We start from the raw sequence: 1,057 nt of genomic DNA on the forward strand, positions 1-1,057 counted from the left end.
CCATCGAGGGCCGAACACCGGCCTTCCGGCAGCGCTCGCCGAAGGCGATGGAGGTATATTTGGGCACCCTGATCGGAATGGTGGATGACACCCTCGGGACGGCGCTGAGCCAATGCCATCTCCAGTGCGTCCAGCACCAGTCGAGTTTTCATGTCCGTGGCCATCGCCCAGCCGACGATGCGACGGCTGAAGACGTCCAGCACGACCGCCAGGTACAGCGTGGCCGCCCCTGTCGGTATGTAGGTGATATCAGCCACATACAAGGCATTGGGCTGGCTGGCTGTGAACTGCCGATTGACCAGGTCAGGGCGCGTCATATGGTCAGGGTTCCGGCGCGTCGTGATGATCCAGCGCCGGCGACAGACGCCCCTCAGGCCCGCCTGTCGCATGAGGCGGGCGACACGCTTGGGGCCGACCCGCCATCCCTCATCGACGAGCTCAGCATGGATGCGTGGCGCCCCATAGGTGCCATCTGTCCACGCATGGATCGCCTTGATGCGCGCCACCAGCGCGCTGTCCATAGCCTCTCTGGCAGAAGGCTGACGGGAACGCCAGGCGTAGTAGCCACTGGTGGAGACACCCAGCACACGGCACATGGTGGCGATCCCATGATGGGCCCGATTCACTTCGACGAACCTGAAGAGGTCGGCGGTATGTTGTCGGTCTCCCGAGCGAACCAGGCCGCGGCCTTTGCCAAGATCTCGCGTTCTTCGCGGAGCCGCTTGTTCTCACGGCACAGGCGCCGCAGCTCTTCCTGCTCGGCGCTGGTGGGGCCATCGTGGCGACGCCCCGCATCACGGTCGGCCTGCTTCACCCAGTTGTGGATGGTCTGAGCGGTGGGTTCGAACTCCTTGGCCAGTTCTTCCGGGGTTCGGCCCGCACGGACCAGTTCGACGATCTGCTGCCGGAATTCGGCTGGATAAGGGGTACGGGACTTGGGCATGGTGGACTCCTCCTTCTCAAAGGGTCGGGTGTCCACCGAACCGGGTCAACTTCACAACTGATGGACTTCGCGACGCTGAAGAACCACAGCGGGAACTACATCACGCCGCTGTTC

At 63.7% G+C, this 1,057-nt stretch carries 2 protein-coding genes; both read right to left on the reverse strand.

Going from position 1 to position 1,057, the window contains the following annotated elements; translation table 11 throughout:
- Positions 1-680: IS3 family transposase (locus FEF15_RS19190; protein ID WP_163561073.1), on the reverse strand; the 680-nt coding region annotated here is incomplete at its 3' end.
- Positions 623-943 carry a transposase gene (locus FEF15_RS19195; protein ID WP_163561072.1) on the reverse strand — a complete coding sequence of 107 codons (321 nt, stop codon included), beginning with the start codon at positions 941-943 and terminating at the stop codon, positions 623-625. The genes FEF15_RS19195 and FEF15_RS19190, both read right to left, overlap by 58 nt.
- Positions 944-1,057 lie beyond the last annotated feature (114 nt).

The sequence above is a fragment of the Halomonas sp. NO4 genome, assembly GCF_010994375.1.
GTDB lineage: Bacteria > Pseudomonadota > Gammaproteobacteria > Pseudomonadales > Halomonadaceae > Halomonas.

What these genes read in the sequence shown, in the direction of transcription:
- FEF15_RS19195 (WP_163561072.1), bottom strand. Translation starts at nt 943, where the DNA reads ATGCCCAAGTCCCGTACCCCTTATCCAGCCGAATTCCGGCAGCAGATC.